14 protein-coding genes are annotated in these 17,582 nt (G+C 62.6%); 6 read left to right on the top strand and 8 right to left on the bottom strand.

All coding sequences use genetic code 11. The features are described from left to right. Positions 1 to 5 precede the first annotated feature (5 nt). Genes VDQ28_RS07145 through VDQ28_RS07160 form a run of 4 tightly spaced genes read left to right on the top strand, consistent with a single transcriptional unit; the run spans position 6 to position 5,042 of the window. The gene (locus VDQ28_RS07145; protein WP_323035273.1) at positions 6 to 1,094 is read left to right on the top strand and encodes a microcin C ABC transporter permease YejB; all 1,089 of its coding nucleotides are present in this window, start codon (positions 6 to 8) and stop codon (positions 1,092 to 1,094) included. A gap of 2 nt (positions 1,095 to 1,096) precedes the next feature. Next, positions 1,097 to 2,206, top strand: a complete 1,110-nt coding sequence (locus VDQ28_RS07150) for an ABC transporter permease (protein ID WP_323035274.1) — start codon at positions 1,097 to 1,099, stop codon at positions 2,204 to 2,206. Continuing rightward, entirely contained in the window at positions 2,203 to 3,825 is a 1,623-nt protein-coding gene (locus tag VDQ28_RS07155; RefSeq protein WP_323035275.1) for an ABC transporter ATP-binding protein, read from the top strand. The genes VDQ28_RS07150 and VDQ28_RS07155 overlap by 4 nt, the downstream gene beginning before the upstream one ends. Continuing rightward, complete coding sequence (locus VDQ28_RS07160; RefSeq protein ID WP_323035276.1) at positions 3,822 to 5,042, top strand: glycosyltransferase; 1,221 nt, start codon at positions 3,822 to 3,824, stop codon at positions 5,040 to 5,042. Before VDQ28_RS07155 ends, VDQ28_RS07160 begins: the two co-directional genes overlap by 4 nt. 21 nt (positions 5,043 to 5,063) lie before the next feature. On the opposite strand, the gene VDQ28_RS07165 is transcribed toward VDQ28_RS07160, so the two are convergent. From VDQ28_RS07165 to VDQ28_RS07200, 8 genes are all read right to left on the bottom strand, one after another. Further along, on the bottom strand, positions 5,064 to 6,146 hold the full coding sequence (locus tag VDQ28_RS07165) for a flagellar basal body P-ring protein FlgI (protein WP_323038086.1): 1,083 nt from the start codon (positions 6,144 to 6,146) through the stop codon (positions 5,064 to 5,066). Between the two features lie 17 nt (positions 6,147 to 6,163). Then, complete coding sequence (locus VDQ28_RS07170; RefSeq protein WP_323035277.1) at positions 6,164 to 7,168, bottom strand: flagellin; 1,005 nt, start codon at positions 7,166 to 7,168, stop codon at positions 6,164 to 6,166. 3 nt (positions 7,169 to 7,171) lie between these two features. Then, positions 7,172 to 8,608: a flagellar hook-associated protein FlgK gene (gene flgK, locus VDQ28_RS07175; protein ID WP_323035278.1), complete on the bottom strand. Its 1,437-nt coding sequence runs from the start codon at positions 8,606 to 8,608 to the stop codon at positions 7,172 to 7,174. Positions 8,609 to 8,627: 19 nt separating this feature from the next. After that, positions 8,628 to 9,941, bottom strand: a complete 1,314-nt coding sequence (locus VDQ28_RS07180; RefSeq protein ID WP_323035279.1) for a flagellar hook-basal body complex protein — start codon at positions 9,939 to 9,941, stop codon at positions 8,628 to 8,630. A gap of 86 nt (positions 9,942 to 10,027) precedes the next feature. After that, the gene (locus VDQ28_RS07185) at positions 10,028 to 10,834 is read right to left on the bottom strand and encodes a flagellar motor protein MotB (RefSeq protein ID WP_323035280.1); all 807 of its coding nucleotides are present in this window, start codon (positions 10,832 to 10,834) and stop codon (positions 10,028 to 10,030) included. 58 nt (positions 10,835 to 10,892) lie between these two features. Beyond that, positions 10,893 to 11,630, bottom strand: coding sequence for a metallophosphoesterase family protein (locus VDQ28_RS07190; RefSeq protein WP_323035281.1), 738 nt, complete (start codon positions 11,628 to 11,630; stop codon positions 10,893 to 10,895). 123 nt (positions 11,631 to 11,753) lie between these two features. After that, entirely contained in the window at positions 11,754 to 13,361 is a 1,608-nt protein-coding gene (gene serA, locus VDQ28_RS07195; RefSeq protein WP_323035282.1) for a phosphoglycerate dehydrogenase, read from the bottom strand. 100 nt (positions 13,362 to 13,461) lie between these two features. Next, entirely contained in the window at positions 13,462 to 14,619 is a 1,158-nt protein-coding gene (locus tag VDQ28_RS07200) for a phosphoserine transaminase (RefSeq protein WP_323035283.1), read from the bottom strand. Positions 14,620 to 14,773: 154 nt separating this feature from the next. On the opposite strand from VDQ28_RS07200, the gene serB reads away from it, so the two are divergent. Both serB and VDQ28_RS07210 read left to right on the top strand, forming a co-directional pair. Further along, on the top strand, positions 14,774 to 15,652 hold the full coding sequence (gene serB, locus VDQ28_RS07205) for a phosphoserine phosphatase SerB (protein ID WP_323035284.1): 879 nt from the start codon (positions 14,774 to 14,776) through the stop codon (positions 15,650 to 15,652). Between the two features lie 110 nt (positions 15,653 to 15,762). Continuing rightward, positions 15,763 to 17,352 (top strand): helicase HerA-like domain-containing protein, encoded by a 1,590-nt coding sequence (locus tag VDQ28_RS07210; protein ID WP_323035285.1) that lies wholly within the window; start codon positions 15,763 to 15,765, stop codon positions 17,350 to 17,352. Positions 17,353 to 17,582: the final 230 nt, after the last annotated feature.

Here is a 17,582-nt window from a genome sequence, read left to right on the forward strand (position 1 = left end):
CATAGATGAGCGCCTATATCCTCAGACGATTGCTGCTGATCATCCCCACCTTGATCGGCGTGATGATCATCAATTTCACGCTGGTGCAATTCGTGCCGGGCGGTCCGATCGAACAGATCATCGCCGGTATGGAGGGGCAGGGTGACGTCACCCGCGGCTTTACCGGCGCCGGCGACGACGTGACTCGTGGCGGGGCGGGAAACGACCGCTATATCGGCGCGCGCGGTCTGCCACCCGCCTTCATCGAGCAACTCGAGCGCGAATTCGGCTTTGACAAGCCGCCGTTGGAGCGGTTCATGTCGATGATGTGGAACTACATGCACTTCGATTTCGGCGACAGTTACTTCCGGTCGATTTCGGTTCTCGATCTGGTGATCGAGAAAATGCCGGTGTCGATCTCTCTGGGGCTGTGGTCCACGTTGATCGCCTATGTCATCTCGATCCCGCTGGGCATCCGCAAGGCGGTCAAGGATGGCACGCCCTTCGACACCTGGACCTCGGGCGCGATCATCGTCGGCTACGCGATCCCCGGTTTTCTGTTCGCCATTCTGCTGCTGGTTCTGTTCGCCGGGGGGTCATATTGGCAAATCTTCCCCGCGCGCGGCCTGACCAGCGAGGCCGATGTCTGGAATCAATTATCATTATTTGGCAAGGTGTTGGACTATTTCCACCACATCGCCCTGCCAACCATCGCCCTGACCATTTCCAGCTTTGCCACGCTGACCCTGCTGACCAAAAACAGCTTTCTGGACGAGTTGCGCAAACAATATGTGATGACCGCGCGGGCCAAGGGTCTGCTGGAGCGTCGCGTCCTCTATGGCCATGTGTTCCGCAACGCCATGTTGATCGTCATCGCCGGGTTTCCGTCGGTGTTCATCGGCGCGTTTTTCGGCGGCTCGCTGATCATCGAAACGGTGTTCTCGCTCGATGGGCTGGGCCGCCTGTTCTTCGAGGCCGCCGTGGCGCGTGACTATCCGGTGATCTTTGGCACGCTGTTCATCTTCACGCTGCTGGGCCTCGTGGTCGGTATCATCAGCGATTTGATGTATGTCTGGATCGACCCGCGCATCGATTTTGAAACGCGGGAGACGTAAGAATGGCCCTCTCGCCCCTGAACCAACGCCGCTGGCGCAATTTCCGCGCCAATCGCCGGGCTTTCTGGTCACTGATCGTTTTCGGCGTGCTCTATGTCATCTCGCTGTTTGCCGAGGTTCTGGCCAATGACGTGCCGATCCTGGTCAACTATCGTGGCGCGTATCATTTCCCGATCGTCCAGTTTCAGCCCGAAACGGCCTATGGCGGCGAATTCCGCACGCAAGCCGATTATCGCGCGCCCGAGGTGCAATGCCTGATCCAGACCGGCGGGTTTGAACTCTGCCTCGACGACCCGGAGGAGGCGATGCGCGAAGCCACCGAACAGGGAACCGTCGAGGGCGAGGCCGTCACCCCCGGCTGGATGATCTGGCCGCCGATCCCCTATTCCTTCGACACCATCAACAACCTCGGCGGCCCGGCCCCGTCGCCCCCCGACGCCGATCACCTGCTGGGCACCGACGACACCGCCCGCGACGTGCTGGCCCGGGTGATTTACGGCTTCCGGCTGTCGGTGACCTTCGCCTTTGTCGTGGTCGCCGCCGCCTCGATCATCGGTATCGCGGCGGGGGCCGTGCAGGGGTTCTTTGGCGGCATCGTTGATTTGCTGGCGCAACGCATGATCGAACTCTGGGGCTCCGTGCCCTCGCTCTATGTCATCATCATCGTTGCCGCGATCATTCCGATGAATTTCTGGCTGCTGGTGTTCCTGATGGTGTTGTTTTCCTGGACGGCCCTTGTCGGCGTCGTGCGCGCCGAATTCCTGCGGGCGCGCAATTTCGAATATGTCCGGGCGGCGCGGGCGTTGGGCGTCTCGAACGCGCGGATCATGTTCCGCCACGTCCTGCCCAACGCGATGGTCGCCACCGTCACCCTGCTGCCGTTCATCGTCACCGGCGCGATTGCCGGACTGGCGACGCTCGATTTTCTGGGCTTTGGCCTGCCGTCTTCATCGCCCTCGCTGGGGGAGCTGACCCTGCAAGCCAAAAAGCACCTGCAAGCCACCTGGCTCGGGTTCTCGGCGTTTTTCACCTTTGCCATCATGCTCAGCCTGTTGGTGTTCATCTTCGAGGGCGTGCGCGACGCATTCGATCCGCGAAAGACCTTCCGATGAGCCTGTTATCCGTGTCCGATCTCACCATTCGGTTCCAGCAGGGCGGGAACGTCACGCAGGCGGTGCGCGGCGTGTCGTTCCACATCGACGCTGGCGAAACCGTGGCGTTGGTTGGGGAATCGGGGTCGGGGAAATCGGTGACGGCGCTGTCCACCGTGGGGCTGTTGCCCGACTCGGCGCGGGTGGAGGGCTCGGTGACCTTTGAGGGCGCCGAGATGGTCGGCGCCAGCCAAAGCGAGCTGCGCCGGGTGCGCGGCAACGACATCAGCTTTATCTTTCAAGAGCCGATGACCTCGCTCAACCCTCTGCACACCGTGGACCGGCAAATCACCGAGGCCTTGACCCTGCACCAAGGGTTGACCGGCGCACCGGCCCGGGCGCGCGCGTTGGAATTGCTGGAAAAAGTCGGCATTCGCGACGCGGAATCGCGCCTGACGGCCTATCCGCACCAGCTTTCGGGTGGGCAACGCCAGCGCGTGATGATTGCCATGGCCTTGGCGAACGGTCCGAAATTGCTGGTCGCGGATGAGCCGACCACCGCACTCGACGTCACCATTCAGGCGCAAATCCTTGAGCTTCTGGCGGATCTGAAGCGCGCCGAGGGCATGTCGATGCTCTTCATCACCCACGACTTGAACATCGTGCGCCGCGTCGCGGACCGGGTTTGCGTGATGCAAAACGGCGAAATCGTCGAGCAAGGCCCAACGGAAACCGTCTTCACCGCGCCCGAACATCCGTATACGCAAAAACTGCTGGCCGCCGAGCCGAGCGGCCAGCCAGATCCGATTGCCGCCGATGCGCCAGAGGTTCTGCGGACCGACGGGTTGCGCGTCTGGTTTCCAATCCAGACCGGATTTCTCCGCCGCACCACCGGGCATATCAAGGCGGTGAACGCGGCGTCACTGACCCTGCGCGCGGGGGAAACGCTGGGTGTTGTCGGGGAATCCGGCTCGGGCAAGACGACGTTGGCATTGGCGATGATGCGGCTGATTTCCTCAAACGGGCCGATCATTTTTGACGGCCAGGACATCTCGGGCAATCGCTCGGGGGCGATGCGCGCGTTGCGGCGGCAGATGCAGATCGTGTTTCAGGACCCGTTCGGCAGCCTCAGCCCCCGCATGACCATTGCCGAAATCATCGCCGAAGGTCTGGGTGTCCACGGCGATCCGAGTGGTCGAGCCCCCCGCGATGCCGTTGCCGATATCATGGTTGAAACCGGCCTCGACCCGGCGACGATGGACCGCTATCCGCATGAATTTTCCGGGGGTCAACGTCAGCGCATCGCCATTGCGCGGGCGATGATCTTGCAGCCCAAACTTGTGGTTCTTGATGAACCGACCTCGGCCCTGGATATGACGGTGCAGGTGCAAATCGTGGAGCTTTTGCGTCATCTGCAAAAACGGCACGGGCTGGCCTATGTCTTTATCAGCCACGATTTGCGCGTTGTGCGTGCGATGTCGCACAAAATCATGGTTTTGAAACAAGGCGATGTCCTGGAGTATGGCCCCGCGGAACAGGTTTTCGACGCGCCGCAGCACAGTTACACGCAGGCCTTGTTGACGGCCGCGTTCGATTTGAAGACCATTGGACGGACCCAGATAGAAGGGGCGGATGGGTGAAAATTCTCTTCGTGCACCAGAATTTCCCCGGCCAATTTCTCCATTTGGCCCCGGCATTGATGGAACGAGGGCACGAAGTGGTTGCCTTGACCGACGAGACAAACACCCGCAAGACGGGCGTCACCACCTATCGCTACCGCAAGCCCGAGCCGCGCCCCGATCCGCAAGTCGCCCGACTGGGCGCAACGTTTGCCGAGATGACGAACCGCGCACATAAAGCGGCGCGTGCCGCCATCGTCCTTCGGGATCGTCATGGCTATGCGCCCGATATCATTTTTGGTCACGGCGGCTGGGGTGAGACGTTGTTTCTGCGCGAAGTCTGGCCCAATGCCCGCCTGTTGATCTACGCCGAGCTTTATTATCAGCCGCGGGGTCTCGATGTCGGATTTGACACCGAATTTGGCAAGGCGAGCGACGAAAAGGCGTTCACGGTTGTCGCGCGCCAAGGCCATCAGGCGCTGATGATGGCACAGGCCGATGCCGCGTTGTCGCCAACAGAGTTTCAGGCCGACACATTCCCTGCCAGCTTCCGGGAAAAAATCACGATCATCCATGACGGGGTTGATACGGCGCGACTGATGCCAAACCCACAGGCCAGGGTCACGCTCCCCTCGGGGGCCAGTTTTGGCGCAGGCGACGAGGTTCTGACCTTTATCAACCGAAATCTTGAACCCTATCGCGGGTATCATTCTTTCATGCGCGCGCTGCCTGCCGTGATGCGGGCACGACCGAATGCGCAAGTTGTCATCATTGGCGGCGACGACGTGAGCTATGGAGCCCGGCCCGGCGGGGGGAAAACCTGGAAGGACATTTTCCTTGATGAGGTCCGTGACCGCCTTGACATGAAACGCGTCCATTTCACGGGAAAAGTGCCGTACGCGACCTTTGTCGGCTTGATGCAGGTGACGCGCGTCCATTGCTATTTGACGGTTCCGTTTGTCCTGTCCTGGTCGATGCTGGAGGCAATGAGCGCCGGGGCGCTGGTCGTCGGGTCTCGGACACCGCCCGTGGAAGAGCTGATCACGGATGGCGAGAATGGCCGACTGGCCGATTTCTTTGACTCCCGCGAACTGGCCGAAGTCCTGGTTGATTCCCTGGCGCGCCCGGAAGATCTTGCGCCGCTGCGCGCCGCGGCGCGCCAGCATATCGTTGACAACTATGATCTTCAGTCGATCTGCCTTCCCCGGTTGATAGCCTTTGTCGAAGGACGGCTGTAACCCGCCCACGACCCATGCACCCTATCGCACCACCAAATCGGCATGAAGTGCCCCGGCCGCGTTGATCGTGTTCAGGATGTCGATCATGTCCCGCGGCCCGACGCCCAGCGCATTCAGGCCGGCAACAACCTCGGCAAGTGTTGTTCCACCGCGCACCTCTGCAAGGCTCACCCCTGGCTGGTTTTGGATCGTTGCATCGGTCCGCGGCAAGACCACGGTTTCCCCCGGGCTGAACGGATTGGGCTGCACCGCCAAGGGCGTCTCTTCAACCCTCAGGGTCAGCCCGCCTTGCGCCACGGCCACGCGGCTGATCCGCACATCCTCCCCCATGACGATTGTGCCCGAGCGTTGATCAATGACCACACGCGCGCGTGACCCCGGTGCAACGACCAGGTTCTCGATCCGGCTCAAGGCATGGGCCGGGCTGGCAGCACGGGTTGCGGCGATATCCAGAACCACGGTGCCCGAATCCTGCATGGCCGCGACCGCATGGCCGAAATGGCCGTTGATCACTTGCTCGATCCTGAGCGCCGTTGTGAAATCAGCCTGCCTGAGCGCCAATCGAATTTGCGGTAGCGAGTTCAGGGCAAAGTCGATTTCCCGCTCGACACGGGCGCCCCCCGGAATCGACCCCGAGGTCGGCACCCCTTCGACAACTTGCGCGCCATCGCCGCGTGCTGCAACACCACCGGCAATGACCGCGCCCTGCGCCACCGCATAAATCTGGCCGTCTGCCCCATTCAGCGGTGTCATCACCAAGGTGCCACCAAAAAGACTGCCCGCATCCCCGATGGCCGACACCGTGATATCAACGCGAGACCCGGTTCGCGCAAAGGGCGGAAGGGTCGCGGTGACCAGAACAGCGGCGACGTTTCTGGGCCGAAACTGCTCGCCGGTGACGTTGACGCCCAAGCGCTCCAGGATATTGGCCATGATGTCTTCGGTGAATGGCGCGTTGCGGATTCCGTCCCCGGTGCCGTCCAACCCGACGACCAGACCGTAGCCAATCAGGTCATTGCCGCGCACGCCATCGAATTCCACCAAGTCCTTGAGCCGGACCTGCGCCGTGCTCATCGAGGCGCAAAACACGAGTGCCGCAGCCATGAACCACCTGAAAATCATCATAGATATCCCGTCAATGAGAGCCGTGACGTGCGTGCTGTCACGGTATAAAGCGTTTCCAACTGGATGCGGGCCTCTTCGAGACGCGTCGCCGCTTCGTAGGGGTCGACGCCAATCAGAGAGCCGCGCGCGCTCTGCAGGGCGTCTTTTTCCGTGGCCAATTGCAGCTGCCGCGCATCGAGCGCGCTTTGATCGTCGCCCACCTGCGCTTGCAAGGACGTCAAATGTGTACTTGCCCCGAACAACGCCTCGGCGCTGGCTCGCGCCAAATCCTGTTTTTGATTTTGCGGCAGTGACAGGCCAGGCTCGGCAACGAGCGCCGCCATGACCAAGCCGGACAAAAGCTTCCGAATGCCGGGGTCTGTCGCCGTGGCGTAGCTTGGCGATGCGGTTTCATCACCCAGAACCGCGCCCTGTGCTGCGTCGGCACCTTGGTAAATCGCGGTTTCAAACAAGCCTCCCGGATCGTTGAAAGCCGAATCCACTGCGGTTTTGACGGCCTGCGCATTGTCGAGACCACTCACCAGAGGGAGGACCGCCGCAAGGATCGCCTCGGCATCCGGCAATGGGGAAACATCCGTCGCCGCGCCGGAAAACGCGGCTTGTCCGGCGATTCTCAGATTCAGGGCCGCGACGCTATCAACCAACGCGGCCTTTGCGGATCGCCCAGCGGCGGCCAGGCTCTCACTGCCGCCCGCAGCGGCGGCGGTCAACATCCGCGACGCACTGTCTTCGCGGATGGTCGCCAGCGTCGTCAGCGACGTCTGCATCGCGTTCACACGATTGGCGACGAGCCGCGCGCCCTGCTGAAAGGAGTCGATCCGGGCCAGCCGCTGATCAATCGCGGCAAGCGGGCCCATATCGCCGCGCAGGTGCCGTTGCGGCGAGGCGGTTTGCCCTGTTGTCAGCTCCCCCCCCAATCGCGCGATCTCGGAGCGCAGGGATACGCCTTGGCGCTGAAGTTGATACGGAAGGGCAAGGGAGCCGAGGGAAAGCCAGGACATGGTTCAGATCTCCAGAAGGCGGCGCAGCATGGCGTCGGCGGTTTCAATGACGCGGGCGTTGGCGGCATAGGCCTGCTCCACCGCGAGCAATCGTTGCATTTCGGCATCGGTATCAACGCCTTGCGCCATCATTTGTTGGGTCATTTCGCTCAAATGCGCGGTGTATTGCGCCGCAAAATCCTCGGCACCCTGGCGTTGCAGGGAAAATTGCGTGGTCATTTCGCTCAGGCTGCCCGAGAAGCTGACCGCCGGCGCACCCAGACCTGCCGAGATCGGGCGGTCGAGCGCGCCCAGCAGGTTTCTGATCTGCGCGGTCTCGCCCACCAAGCCGGGCGCAGCGGCGCCCAGCCCGGTGCGGATTTTCCAAAGATCGCCGCCTTCATCGGGCAGAACGGCCGTGTTGACCGCGATACGGCCTGCAATCCCCGCGACCGGCGCGCCCAAAAGGGGTGCGCCTGCATCGGTAAAGAGCCCGGGTTGACCGGGTGCCAACGTCGCATCCGTCGCGGGGGATTGGAACCGTTGGATCAGGTCTGCGGCGAGGGTGTCGAGCTGTGTTTGTGCGGCGACGGATGCCTCGTCACGCAGCGCAAAATTCGCGGCCAGCCGACCGCCCGTCAACGGCCCTCCTGCAGCGGCAGAGACCGCGCGGCCCCCGATCGTCAGCCCTGACAATCCATTGCCCAAGGTCATCGAGGCGTCAATCGCATGGCTTTGCGAAAATCCGATTTCTTGAGGGTTGAGGTCGAGCAAGAGCTGTCCGCCCGCCGTAAACAGTGTCACCCGACCGTCCGCGCGGGCATATTCGCGCATCGGGATGATATCGGAGAGTGTCGAAACCAACGCCTGCCGTTCATCCTCAAGGCCGAGGGTTGATTGCCCCGACGCCCGTAGCCGCACGATTTCGGAGTTGAGCGAATCCACCCGCGTGAGACCGGAGTTCAGCGTTTTGACGTCGTGCGCAACCCCGGCGTCGGCTTGTGCCCGCAGCGTTTGCACTGTGGTCTGGATCGTGTCGAAGCTCCCGACCAGTTTGGCGGCGGCCTCGGCAACTTTGCCAAGGCGACTGTCGAGATCGGGGCGTTCTGATGCGGAAATCAGCGCTGTTTCGAGCGCGGACACCGCTTTGCCAATGCCCTCATCCGGCAGGCCGACCACGGATTCCAGACGCTGCCAGAACGCCGAGGTCGTGCCACCAGATTGTGCTTGGGCGCCGGCATCCCGGGTCAGCCCCAGCAAAACCGGATCGACCAGCCGGGTGACTCCGGCCACCCGCACGCCGCCGCCAACGCCCCCCAATGTGGAGGATGTCAGCTCCATTTGGCGCGCGGCATAGCCTTCGGTCAGGGCGTTGGCCACGTTCGACGAGACCACTTGCACCGCCCGCGCCGACGCGGAAAGCCCCGACGCTGCATTCGAGAGCGCACTTGAAATGCTCATCTCATCCTCCGATCATCGGTTAGCGTTTGATATTTGTGGTTTCTTGCAGCATCTCATCGACGGTCTGGATGACCTTGGCGTTCGACGAATAGGCGCGCTGCGTCTGGATCATGTTGGTCAACTCCGCCGCAACATCCGTCGAGGATTCCTCGCGCGCGAAGCCCATGACCTCACCGGTCGGACCATCGCCCGCGTCCCACAGGAACATCGAGCCGCTGTCAGGCGACACGCGATACGTTTGATTGTCCAGCGCCGTCAGGCCATTGGGGTTCGCAACATCGACCAAAGGCACCTGCGCGATGGTCCGGATCAAACCGGAGTCGTAATAGGCTTTGACGTAGCCATTCGGGTCGACCTGCACGCCCACCAAGGATTGCACGGGCGAACCATTGCGGTCGATCGAGACCGGAATGAAGCTCTCGGCCATTTGCGTAATGCTGTCGTCGCTGCCGGGCGCACCGATGTTCAACGCGATATCCTGGCCATCCACGTTGACGCTGAACTCGCCTGTGGCGGGATCAAACGCAGCACCCGGAGCGCCAACATCCTGGGTCACCGAAAGAATGCGCCCGCCGTTTGGTGCCGCGGTGTCAAACGTGATGCGGTATTCGCCCACGACATCCCCGGTGGTGGGGTTGGTGATCGTCGCCAGCCATTCGTTCGACGCGCCGGTTCCCGGAACGGTCGGCGTGAAGCGCATGTTGAGTGATTCGGTTGTGCCCAGCGGGCTATAATATTCCATCGCGACGTCATGCGGTGTGCCGTCGGCACCGGCGCGCGTGGCGGTTGCGGGCAGGTTGACCCGCACCGAGATCGAGGTGGTCGGGTCGGAGGCGAATTGATTCGAGTTGATGCGAATCGGCTCCAACCCGCCGACGGTATCGCGGGCATAGGTGCCGATCGAACCGTCAGTCCCAGCCGGCCAACCCAGCAGGACCAGACCCGCCGGATTCTTGAGCATGCCGTTTGCGTCCGGCCGGAAGGATCCCGTTGTCATCAGCATCAATGGCAGATTTGCATCACCATTTGCAACGGCGGTGCTGGAGGTTACCGGTAGAAAGCCCCGCCCGCTGACCGCCAGGTCGGTCGGGTTGGAGCTGCTGGTGAGCGCGCCACGCTCATCGACAAGGCGGACCGTCGAAGACCGAACGCCGCCCGCAATATAGGGGCCATAATGCGAGCCCGACATCACCATGGAGTTGAACGAGGCCACCACCCGCTTGTAGCCGATGGTGCCGGTATTCGCGATATTGTCTGAAATGGCAGAGAGCCTGGTTGCGTTTGCGTTCAGGCCAGAGATGCCGGCGTTGAAGGAGGAATAGAGCGTGGACATGATGCGCGAGCCTTTCGTGCTGGGTCAAAGCGATTGCCCTGACACTGCACGAAGGTCGTTAATGCCCAGCTAACGCCGATTTTTCTTTAGCGCGGGGTACGCCGCAGCAAGATCAGCTCCAGCCTGTTGTTCCGCACCGCCATCGGGTTTGCAACAGACGGGCGTCGATCCGCATGACCGGTAACGCGCGCCATGCGCGTTGCGTCAAACCCTTCCTCATCAAGCAACCTGCGGGCCATTTCCGCGCGCGCCATGGACAGGGTCCAGCGAGGATCATTGGCCTGAACGACGGTGTAGGTCCTGGTGTGACCTTCAATAGCCAAGGGATTGATCACCATGGAAAAAACCTGAGACAAAACCAGCATGATCTGGCGCGTGACGGCGGTCGGTTCGTCGCTGTCATTGTCGAACAATGGCGCGCCGGGCAGGTCGAACACCTCCAGCACCAGCCCCTCGTCCGTTTGACGGGTCACGATATGCCGCAGAGCGTTATCCAGAACCGGACTTTCACCACCCAACCCATTGAGACGCTGCTGCAGATCCGCGAAGGATTCGGCCTCGGCCTGATCCGAACTGCTTGATTCGGAGTCGTCGTCATCTGGCGACGCGGGCCCATCCTGGACACGCGTTTCAAAATCCGTACCGCCGAACATGCCCTCACCGCCCGAGGAGATTCGGTGCACCGGGATTGATGGATTGAAATAATCCGCCAAACCGCGTCGCTGTGATTCTGTCGTTGCACCCAAGAGCCACATCATCAGGAAGAAGGCCATCATGGCGGTCACGAAATCCGCGTACGCGACTTTCCAGGCGCCACCGTGGTGGCCGCCGCCTTTGACAATTTTCTTCCGTTTGATGATTATGACTGGCGCGACATCGTTTTGTCGGCTCATTCCATCACCCGTTTTATTCACCCATCCACAGGGTTAGCAGACAGGAATGAACTGGGCGTTAATCGGTGGCCGGCAGCAGAGCGGTACGACCCTGGGGCCCCAGCGTGAACACGTCGCGACCCTCGATGACAATTGCCGTCAGGGGTCCTCCAAAGGCCGCGCCGCTGTCGATGTTGACGCGATTTCCGTAATGTTTCGGCGCAGTTATCGGGGTGTGCCCGTGGATCACCAACCAGGGGTGCGGGGCTGTGTAGGCGTGGAACGTGTCGCGGATCCATGTCAGGTCAGTGTCGGTCTGATCCTCGAGCGCCACCCTCGGACGGATGCCCGCATGGACGAACAAAACCTCGCCGCGCAGATGGTACAGAGGCGACTCAATCAGGAACCGAAGATGTGTGGCCGGAATCTTGCGCCGCGCGTCGGCCTGAATCTCGGCGAGGGGCCGCGCGTCCGCGCAATCAATGCCGTACGATTCCAGCGAGGGAATGCCGCCGATCTTGGGGTGCAGATACTCCAACCCCTCACGCAGCGCCGGATCGCGCCGACCCTCTGGAAAAATCGCCATCATCGTATCGTGATTGCCGCGCAGCACGATCCATGGTTTGCCCGCAATCTGACCTGCCAGCAATGTCTCGATGACGCCCCGCACCTGCGGCCCGCGATCGACCAGATCACCCAGATGAATGACCGGCGCTTCCGGGTCGTTGACCCGCGCACGGTCGGCCGCGATCCACGCATGGGCTTGCGTCAACAGCGTGAGCTGCCCGTGGATATCGCCGATTGCATAGCTGCGCATGGGCCGGAAACCTCTGAGTGTCGATCCTTGTGTGTTTCAGAAATGCCGTGGCTTGTCACCCGTGTGCCGAGCCCGCCCCAGGGCCGTTGCGCGCGCCCTGAGCGGCCCGCGCAACGGTTTGTTTCAGGCGACCTCGAACACCAGCGGGCGCACCTGCTGGAAGCGGCCGGTTGCCTCCAGAGCCTCGACGACCTTGGGGTCAATGGCCTGATCCAGATACAACAGCGCGATGGCATCCGAGCCGATCGTGCTGCGGCCCAGCGTAAAGTTGGCAATGTTCACGCCGTTGGTGCCCATCGTTACCCCCAGCAGACCGATGATACCCGGCTCATCCTTGTTGGTGGTGTAGAGCATATGCGCGCCGATCTCGGCGTCGATATTGATGCCTTTGATCTGGATGAATCGCGGCTTGCCATCGCTGAACACGGTGCCCGCCAGCGAGCGCTCGCGCGTGTCGGTGACGACCGTGACCTTGATGTAGCCGTCGAACGAACCCGACTTGTCCTGATGCGTGGTCGACATCTTGATGCCGCGCTCTTTGGCGACGATGGGCGCGGACACGAGGTTCACATCCGGGTTCGCCGATTTCAGAACGCCGGCGATCACCGCGCAATCCAGCGCCTTCAGGTTCATGGTCGCCGCCGCGCCATCATAGAGCACGTTGATCGCGCGCACGGGCTCGTCGGTCATCTGACCGGCAAAGGCCCCCAGATGGCTGGCAAGCTTGATCCAGGGGCCCATGACGGCGGCTTCCTCGGCGGTGACGGACGGCATGTTCAGCGCATTCTGCACGGCGCCGGTCAGCAGGTAATCCGACATCTGCTCGGCGACTTGCAGCGCCACGTTTTCCTGCGCCTCCGAGGTCGAGGCCCCCAGATGCGGCGTGCAGACCACGTTGGGCAGGCCGAATACCGGGCTGGCGGTTGCAGGTTCAACGGCGAACACGTCCAGCGCGGCCCCGGCCACATGGCCAGAGGTCAGCGCCGCGGCCAGAGCGTCCTCGTCGATCAGGCCGCCGCGCGCGCAGTTGATGATCCGCACGCCCTTCTTGGTCTTGGCCAGGTTCTTGGCACCCAGGATATTGCGGGTCTTGTCGGTCAGCGGCACATGCAGCGTGATGAAATCGGCGCGCGCCAGCAAGTCGTCCAGCTCGACCTTGGTCACGCCCAACTCCTTGGCGCGATCCTCGGACAGGAACGGATCATAGGCGATGACCTTCATGCGCAAGCCCAGGGCCCGGTCGATGACGATGCTGCCGATGTTGCCGGCGCCAATCACGCCGAGGGTCTTGTTGAACAGCTCGACACCCATGAAGCGCGACTTTTCCCATTTTCCGGCCTGCGTCGAGACGCTGGCCTCGGGCAGTTGGCGGGCGACGGCGAACATCATGGCAATTGCGTGCTCGGCGGTGGTGACCGAGTTGCCGAACGGCGTGTTCATCACGATCACGCCCTTTTTCGAGGCGGCGGGGATATCGACATTGTCGACCCCGATCCCGGCGCGGGCGATGACCTTGAGATTGGTCGCAGCATCGAGGATTTTCTCGGTGACCTTGGTCGCCGAGCGAATCGCCAGGCCGTCATATTGACCGATCACTTCGGCCAGCTTCTCTTTGTCCTTGCCCAGCTCGGGGCGGAAATCGACATCTATGCCGCGGTCGCGGAAGATTTGCACGGCGGTTTCAGACAGGGCGTCAGAAACCAGAACGCGTGGTTTTTGGGTGAGGGCCATTGGTGGGCTCCTGTGTTGTGACGGTGCGTGCAAGCACACACCCTACGGATAACGGGAAACATGGGGGGTAGGGTGCGTGGTTCCACGCACCTGTGTTCAATCAGGCAGCCTGAGCCAGCGCCGCGATCTCGGCCTCGAAGGCCCATTCGATCCACGGCATCAACGCGGCGACATCGGCGGTTTCCACCGTCGAGCCACACCAGATCCGCAGACCCGCAGGGGCATCACGATACGCGCCGATATCCAGCGCCACGCCTTCTTTCTCCAGCCGCTTGGCAACCGCTTTGGCAAACGCAGCCCCATCGGTGATGCGCGGATCGTTGAATTTCACGCAGACCGAGGTGGTCGACGCATTTTCCGGCGCCAGGGCCAGGTTTTCCAACCACGGCTTCGCGGCGATGAAATCCCAGATCACCTGCGCATTGGCCGTCGCGCGTGCGATCAATGCCGACACGCCGCCCAGCGACTGCGCCCATTTCAGCGCCACGAGGTAATCCTCGACGGCGAGCATCGACGGGGTGTTGATGGTTTCGCCCTTGAAGATGCCCTCGATCAGCTTGCCGCCTTTGGTCATGCGGAAAATCTTGGGCAGCGGCCATGCGGGCGTGTAGCTTTCCAGCCGCTCGACGGCACGCGGCGACAGGATCAGCATGCCATGCGCGCCTTCGCCGCCCAGCACCTTCTGCCAGGAGAAGGTCACCACATCCAGCTTGTCCCACGGCAGATCCATGGCGAAGGCGGCTGAGGTCGCGTCGCAGATCGTCAGGCCGGCGCGGCCCGCCGGGATCGCGTCGCCATTGGCCACGCGCACACCGCTGGTCGTGCCGTTCCAGGTGAAGACCACGTCCTTGTCGAAATCGACCTGTGCGAAATCAACGATCTCGCCGTAGGGGGCCTTGCGCACCGTGGCGTCCAGCTTGAGCTGCTTGACCACATCGGTGACCCAGCCCTCGCCAAATGATTCCCACGCCAGCATCTCGACGCCGCGCGCACCCAGCAGCGACCACATCGCCATCTCGACAGCGCCGGTGTCGGAACCGGGCACGATGCCGATGCGATAATCTGCCGGAACGCCGAGGATCTCGCGCGTCAGGTCGATGGCCTCGGCCAGCTTGGATTTGCCCACCGCCGCACGATGCGAGCGACCCAAGGGGGCATCGGCCAGCATATCAAGCGTAAAATTGGGGAGTTTGGCACAGGGGCCAGAAGAAAAGCGCGGGTTGGCCGGACGCGTCGCCGGGATCGTCAGTACAGACATAGTACCCTTCCAGATAGATGCCTCTCGTTGGGGAGAGGTGTCCCGCCGCAACAGCTAGCCGCAGCGCAGCACTGGTGCAAGCGGCAAAATTGCCCTAATCCGGCACTTGACCCTGCAAAAGCGACGCCCTCTGTCTACGATCGGAAACCTGGCCATGTTCATCGCCACCCTGCTGACCAACCCGCAAACGCCGACCCTTGAACACACGCTGATCGAAACCCTGCGCAACGCCTGGGGGGGTGGCGAGGCGCGGTGGTTGAACCCCGGTATCGCCGCCGAATTTGATCTGCAGGTGATGCCGGGCAACCAGTGGCAAGTCTGGGAGGATCTGCAAGGGCTGGGCATCGACTTGTGCCTGCAACCCGGCATCGGGCGGCGCAAGGCGATGTTGCTGGCGGATATGGATTCGACGATGATCCAGCAGGAATGCATCGACGAGTTGGCCGATATGGCGGGCGTCGGTCCGCGTGTGGCGGCAATCACCGCGCGGGCAATGAATGGAGAGCTGGATTTCGAGGGCGCTTTGCGCGAACGCGTCGGGCTGCTCAAAGGCTTGCCCGAATCGGTCATCGCGCAGGTGCTGGCCGAGCGCATCACCTATATGCCCGGCGGCAAAACGCTGATCGCGACGATGAAGGCCCACGGCGGTCACGCGGCGCTGGTCTCGGGTGGGTTCACGGCGTTCACCGCCTCGGTCGCCGCCGCGCTGGGCTTTGATGAGCATCGCGCGAATACGCTGCTGGCGTCGGAGGGCGTTCTGACGGGAGAGGTCGGGCTGCCAATCCTGGGCAAACAGGCCAAGATTGATGCGCTGGAGCAAATCACCGCGCGCCTGGGGCTGACACCCGCCGAGGTGATCGCGGTGGGCGACGGGGCCAATGACCTGGGCATGTTGCACCGCGCCGGGTCGGGTGTGGCCCTGCACGCGAAACCTTCGGTCGCGGCGCAATGCGATTTGCGGGTGAACCATGGCGATCTGACCGCGCTGCTGTATCTTCAGGGTTACGGTGTCGACGATTTCGCGGCAATCTGACGGGATTGCCGTGGGTTGCGGGTAGAGCGGGGGTTTCACACCCCCGCACCCCCGTGGGATATTGAGAGAACAAAGAACGGGATGGAAGATCCTGACAGGGAGAGGGTGTCATGACGCAAGAGAGCATTTTCATTGGCGGCGGCGGTGAAGGTTACGGCAATCCGCAAGAGCTGCTGTTGCGCTATGGCAACCGTCACGGGCTGATCGCCGGGGCCACGGGCACTGGTAAGACGATCACCATGCAGATCATGGCCGAGGCGTTCTCGAATGCTGGCGTGCCGGTGTTCCTGACCGATATCAAGGGCGACGTGGGCGGCATGGCGATGCCGGGCACGCCGCGCGATGCCTTTGCGCGCCGGGCCGCGACGATCGGGCTGGCGGATATCGGCTATGGGGCGGCGCCGGTCACGTTTTGGGACTTGTTCGGCCAGCAGGGCCACCCGGTGCGCACCACGATTGCCGAGATGGGGCCGCTGCTGCTGTCGCGCATTCTGGAGCTGACCGATGCGCAGGAAGGGGCGATCAATGTCGCCTTCCGGCTGTCGGACGAAAACGGCTGGCCGATCCTGGATCTCGATGATCTGCGGGCGATCTTGCAGTTTCTGGCCGAGAACCGTGCCGAGATTTCCGCGCAATATGGCAATGTGACCACATCGACGATTGGCGCCATTCAGCGCCGTTTGCTGGTACTGGAGAATCAGGGCGCGGCGCAGTTCTTTGGCGAGCCGGCCCTGGACATCCGCGATCTGATGACGACCACCGAGGGCAAGGGGCGCGTCAATATCCTGCACGCCGAGCACTTGATGACCACGCCACGGCTTTATGCGACCTTCATGTTGTGGCTGTTGTCGGAACTGTTCGAGGAACTGCCCGAGGTGGGCGACGCGGACAAGCCGAAGCTGGTGTTCTTTTTTGACGAGGCGCATCTGTTGTTCAGCAATGCCCCGCGTGCCTTGATCGAGAAAGTCGAGCAGGTGGCGCGTTTGATCCGCTCCAAAGGGGTGGGCGTCTATTTCATCACGCAGAACCCCGATGATGTGCCCGAAACCATCCTCTCGCAGCTTGGCAACCGGGTGCAGCATGCGCTGCGGGCCTTCACCGCGCGCGACCAGCAGGCGCTGCGCCGTGCCTCGCAAACCTACCGCTCGAATCCGCGGTTTGACACGGAGCAGGCCATCCGCGAGGTCGGGGTCGGCGAGGCCGTGACCTCGTTTCTGGAGAACAAGGGCGTTCCCGGCGTCGTGGAGCGCACGCTGATCCGCCCGCCCGCTTCGGCCATGGGGCCCTGCGATGACGCGACCCGGCGTCAGGCGATGGCTGGCTCGCCGGTGGCGGGGAAATACGACACCGCCATTGACCGGGACTCGGCGCAGGAAATGCTGGCCCGCCGCGCCGAACAGGCCGCGCGTCAGGCCGAGGCCTATGACGGCGACGACCGGGGCCGCCAGCGCGACGACGAGGACGAGGCGACCGAGCGCTATTCCCGCGCGCGGCGCTATCAACCGCCCGGCAGCATGCGGTCCCGGCGCGATGAGGACGATGCGCCACGCAGCCGGTCGCGCAGCACGTCACGCAGCAGTTCACGGCGTTCGGATACGGCGGTCGAGGCCTTCACCAAATCCATGGCGCGCTCGCTTGGAACCCGCACCGGAAGCGCGCTGGTGCGGGGCGTGCTGGGAACGCTGTTCAGAGGGCGGTGAGGATGCGCGTGTTTCGCGATGGTTTGCGACGGATGTCCGTGGGCGGCGATGCGCTTTCGGGGCGTGTTGCGCTTTGTCGGCGCGGTATCCGGGACCTTGAAGGCGTTGTCGCCTTCATCATCTGGGGACAGGTCGCAGACGTGCCCGACGGCCAGCCAGAGGTCATCGTCGGTTGCTGTGCCCGGGCTGACCGCCTCCGAGGTGCGTCGGCCACGAAATGACCGGCGCCA

The sequence above is a fragment of the Pararhodobacter sp. genome, assembly GCF_034676545.1.
Taxonomy (GTDB): Bacteria; Pseudomonadota; Alphaproteobacteria; order Rhodobacterales; family Rhodobacteraceae; genus Pararhodobacter.

Bases quoted from the DNA above. Each gene is read 5' to 3' on its own strand.
- VDQ28_RS07190 (WP_323035281.1), bottom strand. From the start codon at position 11,630: ATGCGCAGCTATGCAATCGGCGATATCCACGGGCAGCTCACGCTGTTG.
- VDQ28_RS07165 (WP_323038086.1), bottom strand. From the start codon at position 6,146: ATGGCTGCGGCACTCGTGTTTTGCGCCTCGATGAGCACGGCGCAGGTC.
- serB (WP_323035284.1), top strand. From the start codon at position 14,774: ATGTTCATCGCCACCCTGCTGACCAACCCGCAAACGCCGACCCTTGAA.
- VDQ28_RS07200 (WP_323035283.1), bottom strand. From the start codon at position 14,619: ATGTCTGTACTGACGATCCCGGCGACGCGTCCGGCCAACCCGCGCTTT.
- VDQ28_RS07155 (WP_323035275.1), top strand. From the start codon at position 2,203: ATGAGCCTGTTATCCGTGTCCGATCTCACCATTCGGTTCCAGCAGGGC.
- flgK (WP_323035278.1), bottom strand. From the start codon at position 8,608: ATGAGCATTTCAAGTGCGCTCTCGAATGCAGCGTCGGGGCTTTCCGCG.
- VDQ28_RS07150 (WP_323035274.1), top strand. From the start codon at position 1,097: ATGGCCCTCTCGCCCCTGAACCAACGCCGCTGGCGCAATTTCCGCGCC.
- serA (WP_323035282.1), bottom strand. From the start codon at position 13,361: ATGGCCCTCACCCAAAAACCACGCGTTCTGGTTTCTGACGCCCTGTCT.
- VDQ28_RS07145 (WP_323035273.1), top strand. From the start codon at position 6: ATGAGCGCCTATATCCTCAGACGATTGCTGCTGATCATCCCCACCTTG.
- VDQ28_RS07210 (WP_323035285.1), top strand. From the start codon at position 15,763: ATGACGCAAGAGAGCATTTTCATTGGCGGCGGCGGTGAAGGTTACGGC.
- VDQ28_RS07180 (WP_323035279.1), bottom strand. From the start codon at position 9,941: ATGTCCACGCTCTATTCCTCCTTCAACGCCGGCATCTCTGGCCTGAAC.
- VDQ28_RS07170 (WP_323035277.1), bottom strand. From the start codon at position 7,168: ATGTCCTGGCTTTCCCTCGGCTCCCTTGCCCTTCCGTATCAACTTCAG.
- VDQ28_RS07185 (WP_323035280.1), bottom strand. From the start codon at position 10,834: ATGAGCCGACAAAACGATGTCGCGCCAGTCATAATCATCAAACGGAAG.